General features: G+C 68.7%; 13 protein-coding genes. 3 read left to right on the top strand and 10 right to left on the bottom strand.

Annotated features, from left to right (window positions below; genetic code table 11):
* A complete protein-coding gene (locus ABTW65_RS12215; RefSeq protein WP_350660359.1) occupies positions 1-2,823 on the bottom strand; it encodes an FG-GAP-like repeat-containing protein in 2,823 nt (940 codons plus the stop codon).
* 69 nt (positions 2,824-2,892) lie between these two features.
* Entirely contained in the window at positions 2,893-4,428 is a 1,536-nt protein-coding gene (locus tag ABTW65_RS12210) for an AMP-binding protein (protein WP_350660358.1), read from the bottom strand.
* Positions 4,429-4,474: 46 nt separating this feature from the next.
* On the opposite strand from ABTW65_RS12210, the gene ABTW65_RS12205 reads away from it, so the two are divergent.
* Entirely contained in the window at positions 4,475-5,092 is a 618-nt protein-coding gene (locus tag ABTW65_RS12205; protein WP_350660357.1) for a TetR/AcrR family transcriptional regulator, read from the top strand.
* A gap of 143 nt (positions 5,093-5,235) precedes the next feature.
* On the opposite strand, the gene ABTW65_RS12200 is transcribed toward ABTW65_RS12205, so the two are convergent.
* The 8 genes from ABTW65_RS12200 to ABTW65_RS12165 form a co-directional block, all read right to left on the bottom strand.
* The gene (locus tag ABTW65_RS12200) at positions 5,236-5,985 is read right to left on the bottom strand and encodes a CoA-transferase subunit beta (protein WP_350660356.1); all 750 of its coding nucleotides are present in this window, start codon (positions 5,983-5,985) and stop codon (positions 5,236-5,238) included.
* The gene (locus ABTW65_RS12195) at positions 5,982-6,806 is read right to left on the bottom strand and encodes a CoA transferase subunit A (protein WP_350660355.1); all 825 of its coding nucleotides are present in this window, start codon (positions 6,804-6,806) and stop codon (positions 5,982-5,984) included. Before ABTW65_RS12195 ends, ABTW65_RS12200 begins: the two co-directional genes overlap by 4 nt.
* Positions 6,803-7,759, bottom strand: a complete 957-nt coding sequence (locus tag ABTW65_RS12190; protein WP_350660354.1) for an acyl-CoA dehydrogenase family protein — start codon at positions 7,757-7,759, stop codon at positions 6,803-6,805. Before ABTW65_RS12190 ends, ABTW65_RS12195 begins: the two co-directional genes overlap by 4 nt.
* A complete protein-coding gene (locus ABTW65_RS12185; protein ID WP_350660353.1) occupies positions 7,756-8,715 on the bottom strand; it encodes an acyl-CoA dehydrogenase family protein in 960 nt (319 codons plus the stop codon). The genes ABTW65_RS12190 and ABTW65_RS12185 overlap by 4 nt, the downstream gene beginning before the upstream one ends.
* A gap of 123 nt (positions 8,716-8,838) precedes the next feature.
* Positions 8,839-10,632, bottom strand: coding sequence for a hypothetical protein (locus ABTW65_RS12180; protein WP_350660352.1), 1,794 nt, complete (start codon positions 10,630-10,632; stop codon positions 8,839-8,841).
* Entirely contained in the window at positions 10,629-11,438 is an 810-nt protein-coding gene (locus ABTW65_RS12175; protein WP_350660351.1) for a hypothetical protein, read from the bottom strand. The genes ABTW65_RS12180 and ABTW65_RS12175 overlap by 4 nt, the downstream gene beginning before the upstream one ends.
* Before the next feature lie 125 nt (positions 11,439-11,563).
* On the bottom strand, positions 11,564-12,694 hold the full coding sequence (locus ABTW65_RS12170; RefSeq protein WP_350660350.1) for an acyl-CoA dehydrogenase family protein: 1,131 nt from the start codon (positions 12,692-12,694) through the stop codon (positions 11,564-11,566).
* On the bottom strand, positions 12,691-13,536 hold the full coding sequence (locus ABTW65_RS12165; RefSeq protein ID WP_350660349.1) for an enoyl-CoA hydratase: 846 nt from the start codon (positions 13,534-13,536) through the stop codon (positions 12,691-12,693). The genes ABTW65_RS12170 and ABTW65_RS12165 overlap by 4 nt, the downstream gene beginning before the upstream one ends.
* A 47-nt stretch (positions 13,537-13,583) precedes the next feature.
* Here ABTW65_RS12165 and ABTW65_RS12160 point away from each other — a divergent pair, with 47 nt between their 5' ends.
* Positions 13,584-14,762, top strand: coding sequence for an acyl-CoA dehydrogenase family protein (locus tag ABTW65_RS12160; protein WP_350660348.1), 1,179 nt, complete (start codon positions 13,584-13,586; stop codon positions 14,760-14,762).
* A complete protein-coding gene (locus ABTW65_RS12155; RefSeq protein ID WP_350660346.1) occupies positions 14,759-15,553 on the top strand; it encodes an SDR family oxidoreductase in 795 nt (264 codons plus the stop codon). Before ABTW65_RS12160 ends, ABTW65_RS12155 begins: the two co-directional genes overlap by 4 nt.
* Positions 15,554-15,563 lie beyond the last annotated feature (10 nt).

Genomic DNA, 15,563 nt, shown 5'->3' with positions numbered 1-15,563 from the left:
TCAGCCCAGCAGGTTGTAGCCCGACAGCGCGCCCAGGTAGGTGCGGGTCACGCCGGTGCCGGTGCTGTTGCGCTCCAGCGCGTAGATGTAGCTGCCCGACCGCACGATCAGGTCGCCGCCCGAGCCGGCCCGCAGGTCGCGTACGCCGAGCACGGCGTCGTAGCCGGACAGGTTGATCGACAGGGTCTTCGAGGAGACCAGGCCGCCGGGCCCGTTGCTCTCGTGGACGACGGTGCTGGTGCCGTTGACGAAGAGTACGTCGGGGGTGTTGCCGCTGTTCCAGCGCCCGACGCCGACCAGGCGGGTGCCCGAGGCCGATGACTTCATGGTGATCGAGGCGCCGACCTTGGTCGAGCCCTTGCCCGGCCACAGCTTGATCGTGCCGCCGGAGGTGCGGCCCATCAGGTCCGGGTAGCCGTCGCCGGTGACGTCGCCGACCGCGTCGATGACGCTGACCGTGCCGAGGCCGGTGGCGATCGTGACGGGGCTGGCGAACTTGCCGGTGCCGTAGCCCCGGTAGAGGCGTACGGAACCGTCGGACATCTTCGCCAGGAAGTCACCCTTGCCGTCGCGGTTCCAGTCGCCGGCGTTCATCAGTGCCGTCGCGCTCGTCAGCGTGATGCCGCTGTCGACCGGCGCGGCCAGGCTGACCCGACCGCTGTTCGCCTTGACGTAGAGCGTCGAGCCGGACTTCATCACCAGGTCCGGGAGGCTGTTGCCGACGAGGTTGACCGCGCCGACGACGGTGCGGTTGATGTCCGCGTACGGCCCCAACGGCTTGCCGAAGCCCGAGCCGGAGGCCGGGTAGATCCAGCCGCGGTTGGACGAGTCCCGGCCGATCAGGTCGCCGCGGCCGTCGCCGGTGAAGTCGCCGTAGCCGCTGATCTGGGCCAGCGAGGACCAGGACGGGCTCTGGGTCGCGAGCTTGATCGGCGAGCCGAACGTACCGCTGCCGGAGCCCTTGAAGTAGTAGAGCGCCCCGGACTTGCGGCCGATCAGGTCGCGCTTGCCGTCCTTGTTGACGTCGCCGGTCGCGGCGAGCTTGTCGAAGCCGCTCAGCGAGCGCGTGGTGCCCGCCCGGGTGAACCCGCCGGAACCGTTGCCGGCGTAGCGGACCAGGTAGCCCTTCGCGTTCTTGCCGACCAGGTCGTTGGCCGAGGTGCCGCCGATGTTGCCGGTCGCGGTGATCTTGGAGACCCCGGAGAAGGTGCTCTTGCCGAGGTTCTTGAAGACCGCCGCGAAGGTGCCGTCGCCGCGGCCCTTGCGGATGCCGGCCGAGCCGTCGGTGCGGACCTGGATCAGGTCGGCCTTGCCGTCGCCGGTGATGTCCGGGGTGACTACGGCCTCGCGCACGGTGCTGCCGACCGTCGTGGACGTCTTGGTCGAGTTGAACCCGGCGAACCCGCCCGTACGCAGCGTGAAGATCCGGCCGTCGGAGGCCCGTCGTGCCACGAAGTCGGAGTGGCTCGTGCCGGCGATGTGGGACTCCAGGTCGCGGCCGCTCCAGCTCTTCTGGAGGCTGGCGGCGAGCGTACGGATGGCGGGGAGCTTGGCTTGGAGGTTCGCGCCCGGGCAGACGGTTTGACCCGCGTCGCGGTGGCCGTTGATCGCGTGCGGGAAGACCGTCTTGGTGCCGTCGGTCTTGGTCAGCGTCACGTTGGTGGCGTTGGCGGTGACGCCGTGGAGGGACAGTTTCCAGGCGTAGAGAGAGCCGTACGCCTGGATCATCGCGTCCGTGGGCTGGTTCTGCGTCGCGCCCGCGTCGTTGAGACAGCCGGCCGCGACCGTGTCGAAGCAGCCGAGCGCCGAAGCACCGAAGCTGTCGTAGTTGTAGCCACTGGTGTGGGCACCCTCGACCGGCAGCGCGACGCCGCCGTGGCGGCCCTCCCAGATGCGGCCGAACTTGTCGACGAAGAAGTTGTAGCCGACGTCGCGGTAGCCGCGGGTGTTCACGTGGAACTCGTAGATGCCCCGGATGATGCCGGGGACGTCAGTCTCGGTGTAGGCGTTGGTGCCCGCGGCGTGGTGGACGAAACCGCCGTGGATCGTGCGGTAGCTCGGGGCCGTCTGCTCGCGGAGCGTCTCGTCGGCGCCCCACTGCGCACGGCTGTAGATCGTCGGGCTCGAGGTGTAGGTGGACGCAACCAGGTTGAGGTCCGAGTCCTTGCTGCCCTTGTGGACGTTGGTCGCCCGCGGCTTGTCCTTGTCGGTCTCGATATCGGGAAGCTCGGAGACCGTGTCCTTGGGCTTGCCCGGCTCGATCACCGCAAGCTCGAGGTCGCCGGGGACCTCGGCAGCGTCAGGGACGATGATCCGGGTCTGCACCTGGTCGACGTGCCCGGCCAAGAACTCGTCGGTGCCTGGGCGGACACCCTTCGCCTCAGCCGTGCCGGCGTCCGGACCGTGGTCCTCGGTGTCGACCACCATCGGGCTCCACGACGACCACACGTCGTCCTTCAGGGTGCGGATCTCGGGGCGTACGTCGTCGGCGATGGCGCCGGACCAGGTCACGCCGACGACACCGAACCCGGTGACGTCCTGCGGTTCGCTCTTGATGACGTTGCTGCGGGGCTTGTCGACCTTCGTCGCGTGCTCGGTGGCCTTGCCGGTCGAGGTGGTCAGCGCGACCTCCTCGACGTGAGACTCGACCGGGCCGGCGGGAAGGGTGGACGGCTCCCTGTTCGCGGCCTCGAACGCGGCCAGCGGGCCGGACGTGGTCGGCTCGGCGGTGGCGGAGTTCAGCGTCAGGGGGATCGCCACTGCGGCCGCACCGAGAATGAGAGTGGTGCCGGAGATGGACGCGATTTTGGCGCGTCGGGGCATCGAAGCCTCCGTGGGGGAAGTAAAGACGGGCTGAGGAAACCTATACCCCCGCCCCGTGGGGTGTCCCGCCTATTTCGCGGTGTCGCGCAGATCCGTCTTCAGGACCTTGCCGCTGGCGTTGCGCGGAAGGCTGTCGACCAGCACGTACGCCCTTGGCTGCTTGTAGTTGGCCAGGCGGTCCTTGAGCCAGGTCGCGATCGAGTCGGCGCTCAGCTCGTCGCGTACGACGACGAATGCCTTGCCCACCTGACCGAGGCGGGCGTCGGGGACCCCGATGACCGCGGCCTCGACGACGCCGGGGTGGCCGGCGAGGGTGTTCTCGACCTCGGCGGGATAGACGTTGAAGCCACCGACGGTGAACATGTCCTTGATCCGGTCGGTGATCTTCAGGCAGCCGTGCTCGTCGAGGAAGCCGACGTCGCCGGTGTGGAGCCAGCCGTCCTCGTCGATCGCCTCGGCGGTCGCCTCAGGGTTCTCGAAGTAGCCGAGCATGACGTTGTCGCCGCGGATCCAGACCTCGCCGTCCTCGCCCGGCTCCGCGTCCTGGCCGGCGGCGGTGACGGTGCGGATCTCCAGACCCTCGACCGCCGGCCCGACCACCTTGGCCACGTGCTCCGGATCCTCGCCGGGGCGGGTGGTGGTCGCGACCATGCACTCGGTGAGGCCGTACGCCCCCTTGACCTCGTCGATCCCGAGGATGTCGCGCATGTCGGCGAAGAGGCTCTCCGGGACGCTCGCGGCACCGGCGATGGCGAAGCGCAGCGAGGAGAGGTCGTACGCCTTCAGGTCGGGGTGGTTGATGAGCGTGGTGAAGATCGTGGGAGCGCCGGGGAGGACGGTGATCCGCTCGTCCTGGATCAGCTTCAGCGCCTGGCTCGGGTCGTAGGTCGCGATCGGGTAGACCGTCGCGCCCGAGGTGAACGCCGCGATGAAGCCCGCCTTGTAGCCGAAGCCGTGGAAGAACGGGTTGACGATGGCGTAGCGGTCCCGCGGGGTGAGCCCGGCGCCCCGCGCCCAGACGTCGGCGACGCCGATCGTCTGCCGTTGCGCGCTCATCACGCCCTTCGGCTTCCCGGTGGTGCCGGAGGTGAACAGCAGGTCCGCGAGGGTGTCGGGGGTGACCGACGCCTTCGCGTCCTCGAGCCGCTGGTCGGGGATCTCCTCGCCCGTGGCGAGGAACTCCTCCCAGCCTGCGGCGAGGTCGACGATGGTGAGCAGGTGCTCCGGGAGCGGGCCGGCGTCGTGCAGCATCTGGACGTAGTCGGTGCCGAGGAAGCCGTTGACGGTGACCAGCGCGGTGGCGCGGGAACGCTCCAGGATCTCGCGAGCCTCATGGCCCCGATAGCGGGTGTTGAGCGGCACCACGGCCGCCCCGATCGTCTGCGCGCCGAGCACCGCGACCGGGAACTCCCAGCGGTTGGGCGCCCAGATCGCGACCCGGTCGCCGCTGCGTACGCCGCTGGCGAGGAAGGCGCGCGCGGTCCTGTCCGCCGCGTCGGCGAGCTCGACGTAGGTGAGCGTCGTGGGGCCGTCGACGATCGCCGGGTGGTCGGCGTAGGTCTGCTTGGCCTTCTCGATCAGTGCGGGGATCGTGCGCGGGGTCACCCTCGCTAGCGTAGTTGAGCAACTGCTTGTTTGGTAGGCTTCGTCCATGACTGACACGGGGGTTGCGCCGAGAAGGCGGGGGACGGCGTCGGGGTCGTCGAGACGGGCCGAGCTGCTCACGCTGGCTGCCGAGATGTTCGCGACCAAGGGCTTCGCCCAGACGACCGTACGCGACATCGCCGATGCCGCCGGGATCCTGTCCGGCTCGCTCTACCACCACTTCCGCTCCAAGGAAGCGATGCTGACCGAGCTGCTGTCGGGGTTCCTCGACGGGCTCAACGCGCGGTTCACCGAGATCGTCGAGAGCGGGGTCGACCCGCAGGCCGACCTTGACGGACTGATCACCGAGTCGTTCCGGACGATCCACAACGAGCGGCTCGCCGTCGCGCTCTACCAGAACGAGGCGTCCTTCCTGGCGACCGTCGAGGGCTTCGAGTTCGTCGCCGAGCGCTCACGCGACAACGAGGCCCTGTGGATCCGGGTCATCGAGGCTGGCCAGGCCTCGGGCGCCTTCCACGCCTCGCTCGACCCCGCGCTGACCTACCGGTTCATCCGTGACGGCGTCTGGTCCACCGTCTCCTGGTATCGCCCCGGCGGCCGCCACACCCCCGAGACCCTCGCGGAGCAGTATCTGAAGCTGCTCCACGCCGGCATCCTCGCCTGACCTCCGCTGGTCGAGCCGCGAGGCCGCCTGCGGCCGAGCGTGTCGAGACCAACACAGTCCTATCGAGCGCCGACGGGACTGTGTTGGTCTCGACACGGCTTCGTTCGTTCCTCACGAACCCGGCTCGACCGGCGGGCGGGGCCTTACGGGACCTCCTTGTAGCGGAGGCCCTTGGGGTCTTCTGCCTCGATGATCTTCAGCTCGTCCGGGGTGGGTTCGCGGGTGAGGGGCGCGTTGGTCGCGTCGATCGGGAAACCGGTGGCCTCCTGGAGCTCCTCGGGGGTGACGCCGGGGTGGATCGAGGCGACCTTGATCAGGCCCTGCTCGTCGTAGCCGAAGACGGCGAGGTTGGTGACGACGACGCCGAGGTCGTGGAAACGCCCGGCGGTGCCGACGGCACGGTCGTTGCCGACGCCGCTGGCGACGTCGACGCGGTCGACGAAGATCCGGGCGGAGTGCTTGGCGACCCAGTAGTCGACACGGTGATTGACGGTGTTGCCGGGGGCGCCGCGTACGCCGATCAGCTGGCGCTTCGGCTGCCGCCAGTCGCCGATCGAGGAGATGTTCTGGTTGCCGTGGCGGTCGATCTGGCTGGCGCCCATCATCGAGTGCCGGCGGCCGCTGGCGACGATGTCGAAGATGCTGCGGAACGGCACCCAGGCCTCCGGGGTGCCGCCGGCCGCCGCGGTCTTCAGCAGCGGCGGAGCCTCGGCCATCATGAACGCCTCGCCGTCGCTGAGCGCGAGCTCGGGGGTGTGGGTGGCCTTGGCCAGGCGTACGCCGATGGCCGGGACGATCCCGACGGCGTGGGCGAGCACCTCGCCGGAGCCCTTGAAGGCGTCGGAGACTGCGGCTACGCAGATGTCTGCTCGGCTGATCGTTTGCAGGGTCACAGGTAACGCTCCTCGAACTCGGTCCAGTCACCGTCGGAATCCGACTTGGCTGCGGCTGCGTACGTCTTCTGGAACTCTTCGTCGCGGCCGTAGTCCGGCTCGCAGCTGGTGAAGTGGGCGCCGCCCGGGGCCTCGACGACGTGGTTGACGAAGATCCGGGGGACCAGGAGCGTCTGCGGCGGGGCCTTGGCGGTCAGGTCGTCGGTGGAGACGATCTGCTCGACCGACATGATCGTGGTGTCGGCGGCCATCGCGAAGAGATCGTCGAAGTAGGGGTCGGGGCCGAGATACTGCCCGTTGCCGGCCGCGTCGGCGCGGTTGAGATGGATGAGCGAGACGTCGAGGCGAAGCCCGGGGACGGCGACGTACTCCTCGTCGTCGTAGGGCGACTTCACCGTCTTGAGGTCGGGGTTCATCGCCATCACGTCACTGCCGAGGCCTGCGCGGATGGGCTGGAACGACAGCCGGTTGGCGCCCGCCTTGAGGCCGGCGACGAACATGCCCTCGTCGTACTCGCTCGTCTCCGGGATCTCGCCCCGCTCGCGGGCGCGGGTGAAGTTCGGGTCGAGCGGGATCGAGTCGAGGCTGACGAAGCCGTAGACCAGCTTGCGGATCCTCCCGGCACGAGCCAGCAGACCGACGTCGGGGCCGCCGAACGCGACCACGGTCAGGTCGGTGATGTCGCTGCGGAGGATCTCCTTGACCAGCGCCATCGGCTTGCGCCGCGAGCCCCAGCCGCCGATGCCGATGGTCATCCCGGACTCGAGCTTGCTGCTGACCTCGGTGAGGGGCAGCGTCTTGTCGATGGGGGTCTTGTTCACGTGTCTCCTCGGAAGAGCTGAGCGGTGGCGTGGGCGCGCTTGAAGTAGAGGTGGGCGTCGTGCTCCCAGGTGATCGCCACCCCGCCGTGGAGCTGGATCATCTCCGCCGCGACCTGCGAGAACGCATCGGAGCACCAGGTCTTGGCGGTATGGACGAGATGTCGATCTGGGCTCGGCTGGGTGAGCTCCCAGGCCGCCGCCCAGCTCATCGTTCGCGCGGTCTCGACCTGGACCAGCAGGTCGGCGCAGCGGTGCTTGAGAGCCTGGAAGGAGCCGAGCGGGCGGCCGAACTGGTGGCGCTCCTTGAGATAGGCGACCGTACGCTCCAGCGCCTCGCGCGCGGCTCCGGCCTGGAGGGCGGTCATCATGGTGGCGCCGACCGTGGTGACGTACGCCGGATCGACCGTGCCGACGAGGACACCTGCGGCGTCGTCGACGGTGACCGTCGCGAACCTCCAGGTCGGGTCCAGAGCCGGGGCCGGGGCGATCGTGGCCACCGAGGGACCCACGGCATGGACCTGGTCGCCGCGCAGCACGAGAAGGATCTCCGCGCCGGTCACGTCGATGACGAGATCGGATCCGGGAGCGGCCACCGCGGCCGTGGCGCCGCCGGCGATCCGCTCCAGCAGCTCACCGGCCTGTGGGGTGTCGGCGGCGGTGAGGACCTGGGTCGCCAGCAGGGTGCCGACGAATGGAGAGGGCGTGAGCGTGGCACCGAGCTCCTCGAGGACGAGATGCGCCTCGATGTAGGAGCAGCCGACCCCGCCGTACGCCTCGGGGACCGCCAGCGCGGTCACCCCGATCTGCTCGGTGAGCGTCTGCCACAGCGTGGTGTCGTAGCCCTCGGGCGTGCTGATCGCCGCCCGAAGATCCATCGACGCAGCCCGCTTGGCGATCAGCGTGTGCACGGTCGCGACCAGGTCGGACTGCTCCTCGGTGAGCGCGAACCTCATCGGCCCTCCACGAGTGACTCGAGGATCCGCGCACGATGCTCGGCCGGGGTGCCCCAAGCGCCGACCAGCGCGCGCACCTTCAGGATCCACAGGCTCAGGTCGAACTCGCGGGTGTAGCCGATCGCGCCGTGGACCTGGAGCGCGGTGCGTGAGGCGAGGTACGCCGCGTCCCCGGCCGCCACCTTGGCCGCAGAGACGTCTCGCGGGGCGAGCGTCAGGCTCGCGTTGTGCACCAGTGGGGCCGCGAAGTCCAGGGCGACGCGTACGTCCGCGAGCAGGTGCTTGACCGCCTGCTGGCCGCCGATCGGCTTGCCGAACTGGTGGCGTTGTTGGGCGTACGCGACGGTGTCCTGGAGCATCCTTCTGCCGGCTCCGAGGAGCTGGGCGCTGCAGGCCAGAGTTCCGAGATCCAGGGACTGACGTGCGTCGACGGTTGCGATCTGCTCGGTTGGAGTGAGGTCGAAGAGGTGTCGTGTCGCGTCGACGGATTCATGTCGGTCACCAGGCTCAGCGCGGTACAGCGCGGAGGTGGTCGTGAGCGTGAAAGCGTGGTCGGCGACGTCCGCATCGAGCGCCCTGGGCGTCATCGGCTGGACCGCGAGCGTGGCGACGTTCTCGCCCGAGGCGATCCCGGCGAGCACCTTGGCCTCGTCGGCCTGTGTCAGCAGCCCGGGAAGGACGGCGACGGACTCGACCCAGGGGCCAGGAGTCCCGTGATACCCGAGCCGCTCGAACGCGACAGTGAGGTCGACGGGGGATGCACCCGATCCGTCATACTCCTCGGGCACGAGCAGTCCCGCGACCCCCAGTTCCGCAAGGCGCCGCCACAACGACAGTCCGAGTGCGGGGTCCCCATCAGCCCACGAACGAGCCGCGCCCGGAGTGTCGGCTGCCCCCAGCAGATCGTCGAGGGCGTCCGCGAACGCCGTCTGTTCCGGCGTACGTCCGAAACGCATGTGCCCCTCCTTGTTTGGCCGCTGCATAGCGAGGCTACCAAGCAAATGCTTGGTCGTCGAGGAGGTGTCCGAAAAGGATCGGAGCGCCGCCTGCGGGTTGCAGGCGGCGCTCAGACGGCATCGTCAGCGAGGATCGACAAGAACGCGGCGTGAATCCGGTGCGTATCTCGTCGTTCCGGCGTACTTGACGATCCAGTACCCCTTGGCCTGCACCTGGATCGACGTGCGGTACGTCCCGGTCGAGGTGGTGGTGAGCGTGCGCTTCAGCACCGGACCGGCAGAGCCCGCAGGGTCGAAGTAGATCTTCACCGTTGTCCGTGCAAGAGGCCGCCAGCGCGCGCCTACCGAGGTCTTCTTGACGGCCTTCAGGTCGCCGGTGAACGTGACCCGTGTGCCGCGTACGGGCGTCTTGGTGGACGCGTTGATCCTTGCCAAGGTCGCCTGCCTCGTGGTGGTCAGCGCCTCGGACGGGGCGTATGAGGCCGACCCGGGATAGCGGGCGACCCAACGGCCAGGGGTGGTGACGGCGACAGAGTAGGAGTAGGCCCCCGACGAGTTCGTCTTCACGGTCGCTCGGTATCGCGGTCCTGTCGTTCCGGCCGGATCGAAGTAGAGCCTCACGCCCAGGCCGGCGACCAGCCGCCAGGCGGGAGCCCAGGTGGCCGAGGCGAGGTTGACGGCCTTGACCGTGCCGCCGATCCGGTGCCGGACGCTCGTGGTCGAAGCCGGGGGAGTCGCCCGAATGCTGGTCGCCGTCACCTTCTTCACGGTGATCGAGCCGACTGCAGTGCCGTTGAGGCTGATCGCATAGGTCCCCGGCGGAGCCATGCCGTCGATCCAGATCGTTCCTCGGGCGGTGTACTTGTCGATGGTGTGGATGAGGTTCGGGCCGAACCTGTCGCCGAAGCCCACCTTGCGCGGCGAGAAGGACATCTCGACAGTGCCGGACAGCTGCTCCCAGTTCCAGCCGCCGATGTATTCGACATCGATGGGCAGGGCTACCGGCTTGGTGCCTACGGTGACGCTGCTCGGTGTGAAGACACGGGCTTTGACACTGCCCTCTCCGACCTTGATCGTGACGGTCTTCTCCCGATAGCCCGTGCCCGTGTGCACTCGGATGTCCTCGGCCATGGTGGCCGCGATCTCGGTCGCCGAGCCGGCGTACTCGGCGCTGACGACGCCGCTCGATGCCGCCGTGAAGCTCGTGGAGAAGGTGCCTGTGGACGAGGAAGTCACGGTCGCGATCTTGCGCTTCGCCTCGGAGCCGGTGGGGTCGAGGTAGATGTCAACAGCGCGGTCGGCCACCGGCGCGTAGCCGGATCCGTCATCGGTAGCCGTGATCGAGCCGAAGACCTTCACAGTCTTTCCTGACGGAGCGATTCGCGGGGCGACATTCATCTCCATACGTACATCACGCTTGAGCCCGAACTCGACCGCCTGAGGTGCGTCGAGATGGATCTCGTGCTCCTGCCCGTCCTTGGTGATGATGACGTGCTGGTTCAAGGTGAGGGAAAACCGGCCGTCGGTGTTGTAGAGCACGCCACGGGCACGTGTGCGGCTGCTGTTGACGGGAGCCAGTCTCCAGTCCGAGAGAGTCGACGCCTCGCCCGCTCGGGCGATGGAGACCGTCGGCCGCTTGAGCGTCTCGTCCACGAACCGGATGGCCGTGCCGTTGTGCTCGTAATGCACGTCGACGACGACATTCTCCGCCGTTGCGTTCCACCACCCGCTGGCGTTGGCGGTCGCGTCCTGGACGCGGATCCTCGCCGTCACGACGGCGTCGCCGTCGGTGAACTCCCGGGTGACCTCGTTGATGACAGGGGTTGCCTTTGCACGGTCCTGGGATATGGAAACGAGGCCCATACCCGCAGCGAGTGCGAGTACGACGAGACCACTGAGGACACGGGGCGTTCTCAACTTGCCACCGCCTTGCTCGCGGAGGACGCCGCCCAGTTCGTGGATCCGGCGAAGGCGAACGACCAGGTCCCCTTGCCCTTCTTGGGCACGATGACATCGAAGGTTCCGTTTGCCGACACGTAGATGCTGCGCTGCAACGCCTTGGGCCTGGTGCCTGCGGGGTCGAAGGAGATCCGAAGCACCTCGCCGGGGACGGTCTGGGTGTTGCCGTACTCTCCGGGTGCCTGGAGAGTCCCGGAGAACCGGATGGTGGTCCTGGTCGTGGCGGCACTCTCGAGCGCGACCTGGGTCTTGGTCTTCACGCTGAAGGATCCGAGCTTGACGTTGCCGAAGGTGAAGTCGTCGTACGCCGCCCCGCCCTTGTCGAAGTGCGCCCTCACACGGGCGGCTTCCAGGAACACCTCGTACTTCCCAGTGAGAGTCGGGGCCGGGCCACGGTTGGACATCATGGGCACGTTGATCCGCGTCGTGCCGGCTCCAGTCGGTGCGGAGACCTGTGCGGAGGTGGCCCCCGGTCCGTTGCCATCGGTCTGTTCAACCCGCAGTTCCACCGTGTTGCTGGTGAACTCGAGCCGATCAGCCGTCGTCGACCACGTCAGATCGACCGGGACGGTGGTCGACGTCGCATTGCTGAGCGTGGCTGTCGACGGAATCCTGGCCGACACCGTGACCGTCGTGTCCAGCGACTTCGCGGTTTGCTGGTTGGTGCCTATCTGCCAGGTTGCCGCCGGCGTGGAACCGGCTGTGCCGGCCACCAGTACCAAGCCCGCAAGCACGCCGAGAAGGCGCGTGGGGGTGATTCTCATGAAGGCGTTGCTCCGAGTGTGTGCCCGAGCCCGGTACGTCCGGGTGCAGCACGGATGGTGCCATACCCCGACCGGTGTGCAGGGCTGATTCCTTCACGTACGCCACTCGTCTGAGCAACAGTTCGCTAGCCGAGCCGAGGGAGGCCCAAGAGTCGCTCGGCGACGATGTTGCGCTGGATCTGGTTGGTGCCGGCGTAGATCGGACCACCGAGGGAGAACAGATAGCCGTCCGACCAGGGCGAAGGTAGTTCCGCATCCGGGCCGAGAAGGTCGAGCGCGGTCTCGTGGAGGTCCACGTCGAGCTCGGACCAGAAGAGCTTGTTGACCGAACCTTCCGCGCCGACCGAGCCGCCGGCCTCGACCCGCGTCACGGTGTCCCAGGTGTAGAGGCGGTAGGCCTCGGCACGGATCCAAGTGTCGACGACCCGGTCGTTGGCATGGGGCTGCGGGGCGTCGGCGTACAACGAGATCAGCCGCTCCGCAGCCGCCATGAACCGCCCGGGCGACCGCAGGGAGAGGCCGCGTTCGTTGCCCGCTGTCGACATCGCGACCTTCCAGCCGTCACCGACGCCGCCGAGCACGTCCTCGTCGGACACGAAGGCGTCATCGAAGAAGATCTCCGCGAAGCCGGGCGTGCCGTCGAGCTGGTCGATCGGGCGGACGGTGACGCCGTCGGCGTCGAGGGGGAAGAGGAAGTACGTCAGGCCCCGGTGCCGCTCGGCGGAAGGATCCGAGCGGAAGAGACCGAAGCCGCGGTCCGCGAAGGGCGCGCGGCTGCTCCAGGTCTTCTGGCCGTTCAGCCTCCAGCCGCCGTCGACCCGCGTCGCGGTCGCCCGGAGCGAAGCCAGGTCGGACCCCGCCTCCGGCTCCGACCACGCCTGCGCCCAGACGAGCGTGCCGTCGGTCATGTCGCGCAGGTAGCGCTCCTTCTGGGCCTCGGTCCCGTGGCCGAAGATGATCGGCGCGAGCAGCGAGATGCCGTTCTGGCTGATCCGCGTCGGGGCGCCGGCGAGGTAGTACTCCTCCTCGAAGATGACCCACTCGGTGAGTGATGCGTCGCGACCGCCGTACGCCTCGGGCCAGGCGACCACCGACCACCGACCGGCGGCCAGGGTGCGCTCCCACTCGCGGTGCGCAGCGGCGCCCTCGGCGGTGTCCATCGACGGCAGCCGACCGGGGTTGTTGGCGGCGAGCCACTCACGGGCCTCGAGGCGGAACGCCTCCTCGGCCTCGGTGAACTCCAGCATCGCCGTCATGACTTCATCGACCTCGCGTTCATGCCCGCGAGCGAGTCCTTGCCGACCTCGGCGTTGTGCGCGTGAGCGGCGTGGTGGAGGCCGAAGACCGAGTCCATCCCGGCGCGCATGCCCATCAGGTCCTCGGCCTGGTTGACCGCCTTCTTCGCCAGCGCCAGCCCCAGGCGCGGCATCTCGGCGATCCGCCCGGCGAGGGCGAGCGTCTCGGTCTCGAGGTCGTCGCGGCGTACGACATGGTTGACCATGCCCCAGCGCTCGGCCTGCTCGGCGGAGAAGCGGTCGCCGGTGAAGAGCATCTCCTTGGCGGCGCGCGGGTTGGTGACCCACGGGTGGGCGAAGTACTCGACCCCGGGGATGCCCATCTTGACCACCGGGTCGGAGAAGAAGGCGTCGTCGGAGGCGACGATGAAGTCGCAGGACCAGGCCAGCATCAGGCCGCCGGCGATACAGGCTCCCTGCACCATCGCGATCGTCGGCTTCGGGAGTTCGCGCCAACGTCGGCACATGCCGAGGTAGACCTCGGACTCGCGCGCGAAGCGGGAGTCGACGCCCTCCTTGCCGACGTGGTCCCACCACATCACGGCCTTGCGCTCGAAGCTCTCGTCGATGTCCCGGCCCGGCGTACCGATGTCGTGGCCGGCGCAGAAGTGCTTGCCGTTGCCGCCGAGGACGATCACCTTGATCTCGTCATCGTTGGTCGCTCGGGTGAACGCCTCATCGAGCGCGTAGGTCACCTTCGAGTTCTGGGCGTTGCGGTATTCGGGGCGGTTCAGCCGCACCACCGCGACGGGTCCGTGGGTCTCGTACGTCACGACACTGGTCTCGGTTGGAGTGGCGCTCATGCCACAGACGCTACCAAACAAGTGCTTGGTTTGGTAGGTTGTCCGGCATGGACCTGACCTACTCCGCCGAGGACGAGGCCTTCCGCGCCGAGGTGCGCGAGTGGCTGGCCGACCATCTCGTCGGCGAGTGGGCCGCGCTACGCGGCACCGGCGGGAACGGCCGCGACCACGAGTCGTACGAGGGGCGGCTGGCGTGGAATCGCTACCTGGCCGAACACGGCTGGACCTGCCTGGGCTGGCCCGAGGAACACGGCGGGCGCGGCCTGCCGCTGTTCCACCAGGTGATCTTCCACGAGGAGTACGCCCGGGCGGACGCCCCGGTCCGGATCAACCATCTCGGCGAGGAGTTGCTCGGCCCCACCTTGATCGCCCACGGGACCGACGCCCAGAAGGAGCGGTTCCTGCCGAAGATCGTGGCCGTGGATGAGCTGTGGTGCCAGGGCTACTCCGAGCCCGGCGCCGGGTCCGACCTGGCCGGGGTGCGGACCCGCGCTCGGCTGGACGGCGACCGGTGGGTCGTCGACGGGCAGAAGGTCTGGACGTCGAACGCCCACCTGTCCGACTGGTGCTTCGTGGTGTGCCGCACCGAACCGGGATCGTCGCGACATCACGGGCTCTCATATCTGCTCGTGCCGATGGACCAGCCCGGCGTCGACGTACGACCGATCGAGCAGCTCACCGGCACCTCGGAGTTCAACGAGGTCTTCTTCGACGGCGCCGTCACCGACGCGGACCTGGTCGTGGGTGAGCCCGGCGACGGCTGGAAGGTCGCGATGGCGACCCTCGGGTTCGAGCGCGGGGTCTCCACGATCGGCCAACAGGTCGGCTTCGCGCGCGAGCTGGAGATGGTCGAGGAGGCCGCCCGCGCTTCCGGTGTCATCGACGAGCCGGACATCGCTCTGCGCCTGAGCCGGGCCCATGTCGGGCTGGAGGTGCTCCGGCTGCACGCGCTGCGGACACTCTCTGCGTACGACTCCGGCTCTTCCGGTCCCGAGGCGAGCGTCTCCAAGCTGCTGTGGGCGCGGTGGCACCGCGAGCTCGGCGAGCTGGCGATGGACGTCGTCGGACTCGCCGGGCTGACCACTGGCGAGGGCTACGCGCTCGACCGGCTGCAGTCGCTCTACCTCTTCTCCCGCGCCGACACGATCTACGGCGGCTCGGACGAGATCCAACGCAACATCATCGCCGAGCGCGTGCTCGGCCTGCCACGAGAGGCCCGTGCATGAAGCCCGAACAGCCAGCCCCCGCGTACGTCCCCGGCCACTCGCTCCTGGAGGGCCGGGTCGTCGTCGTGACGGCTGCCGCCGGTGCGGGGATCGGGGCCGCGGTGGTGCGGAAGGTGCTCGAGGAGGGCGCGAAGGCGGTCGTCGTCTCCGACACCCACGAGCGCCGGCTCAAGGAGTCGCGCGATGCCCTCGCCGAGGAGTTCGGGCAGGACCGGATCACGGCCGTGACCTGCGATGTCACGCAGGAGGACCAGGTTTCGGCTCTGCTCGACGCCGCGGAGCCGTACGGCGGTGTCGACGTGATGATCAACAACGCCGGGCTCGGCGGGACCGCGTCGGTGCTGGAGATGACCGACGAGCAATGGTCGCGCGTCCTCGACATCACCCTGACCGGGACGTTCCGATGCATCCGCGCGGTCGGGCAGCGGTTCGTGGCCGCCGGGAAGCGCGGCGTGATCGTCAACAACGCCTCCGTGATCGGCTGGCGGGCCCAGGAGGGGCAGGCGCACTACGCCGCGGCCAAGGCCGGGGTGATGGCGCTGACCCGTTCCGCCGCCGCGGACCTGGCGCCGCACGGGATCCGGGTCAACGCGGTCTCGCCGTCGCTGGCGATGCACCCGTTCCTGGAGAAGGTCACCTCGCCCGAGCTGCTCGTCGAGCTCAAGGGCCGCGAGGCGTTCGGCCGTGCCGCCGAGCCGTGGGAGGTCGCCAACGTCATGGTCTTCCTGGCCAGCGACTACTCGTCGTACATGACCGGCGAGGTCGTCTCCGTCTCCAGCCAGCACGCCTGATCGAGAGGGT

The organism is Nocardioides sp. NPDC127503 (assembly GCF_040302165.1).
Taxonomy (GTDB): Bacteria; Actinomycetota; Actinomycetes; order Propionibacteriales; family Nocardioidaceae; genus Nocardioides.
Note: the sequence above shows the minus strand (reverse complement) of the source record. Positions and strands in the feature narration are given on the sequence as shown.

Excerpts from the sequence above, each read along its gene's own strand:
- ABTW65_RS12175 (WP_350660351.1), bottom strand. The coding sequence starts at position 11,438 with ATGAGAATCACCCCCACGCGCCTTCTCGGCGTGCTTGCGGGCTTGGTA.
- ABTW65_RS12165 (WP_350660349.1), bottom strand. The coding sequence starts at position 13,536 with ATGAGCGCCACTCCAACCGAGACCAGTGTCGTGACGTACGAGACCCAC.
- ABTW65_RS12215 (WP_350660359.1), bottom strand. The coding sequence starts at position 2,823 with ATGCCCCGACGCGCCAAAATCGCGTCCATCTCCGGCACCACTCTCATT.
- ABTW65_RS12205 (WP_350660357.1), top strand. The coding sequence starts at position 4,475 with ATGACTGACACGGGGGTTGCGCCGAGAAGGCGGGGGACGGCGTCGGGG.
- ABTW65_RS12185 (WP_350660353.1), bottom strand. The coding sequence starts at position 8,715 with ATGCGTTTCGGACGTACGCCGGAACAGACGGCGTTCGCGGACGCCCTC.
- ABTW65_RS12160 (WP_350660348.1), top strand. The coding sequence starts at position 13,584 with ATGGACCTGACCTACTCCGCCGAGGACGAGGCCTTCCGCGCCGAGGTG.
- ABTW65_RS12170 (WP_350660350.1), bottom strand. The coding sequence starts at position 12,694 with ATGACGGCGATGCTGGAGTTCACCGAGGCCGAGGAGGCGTTCCGCCTC.
- ABTW65_RS12190 (WP_350660354.1), bottom strand. The coding sequence starts at position 7,759 with ATGAGGTTCGCGCTCACCGAGGAGCAGTCCGACCTGGTCGCGACCGTG.
- ABTW65_RS12155 (WP_350660346.1), top strand. The coding sequence starts at position 14,759 with ATGAAGCCCGAACAGCCAGCCCCCGCGTACGTCCCCGGCCACTCGCTC.